Below are 391 nucleotides of genomic sequence, written 5' to 3'. Positions count from 1 at the left end.
AGTCTGTCGTGGAATTTTACGGATGCGGTGAGCGCAGCTATAGCGAGGTTGTCAGCCATTTTGGTATCGACTATTCGACTGCGCGCAGATGGGTGGCGGCTTACGCTGCCCATGGTCCGGCGGGGCTGGAGAAGAAGTTCAGCGTCTACGATGGCCAGTTCAAGCTATCGGTTCTGCGGCGGATGTGGGAGGATGGGCTGTCCTATCGCGAGACGGCGGCGCTGTTTGATATCCGCAGTGCCAGTTGTCTTTCGGATTGGGAGAGGCGATATGAACACGGCGGCATCGAAGCGTTGGCCCCACGCCGCCGAGGAAGGCCACCATTGATGCCCGAGCCGACCGTTCAGCCCAGTGGAGCGGATGCTTTGCGGAGCGACGACGCCAAGAGCCG

General features: G+C 60.6%; 1 protein-coding gene. It reads left to right on the top strand.

Features of this window, described 5'->3' with window-relative positions:
* Window positions 1-391 (top strand): transposase (locus K9B32_RS28895; RefSeq protein WP_263491228.1); only part of this gene is annotated, 391 nt, incomplete at both ends.

The organism is Rhizobium sp. 3T7, from assembly GCF_020166565.1.
Classification (GTDB): Bacteria; Pseudomonadota; Alphaproteobacteria; order Rhizobiales; family Rhizobiaceae; genus Rhizobium.
Note: the sequence above shows the minus strand (reverse complement) of the source record. Positions and strands in the feature narration are given on the sequence as shown.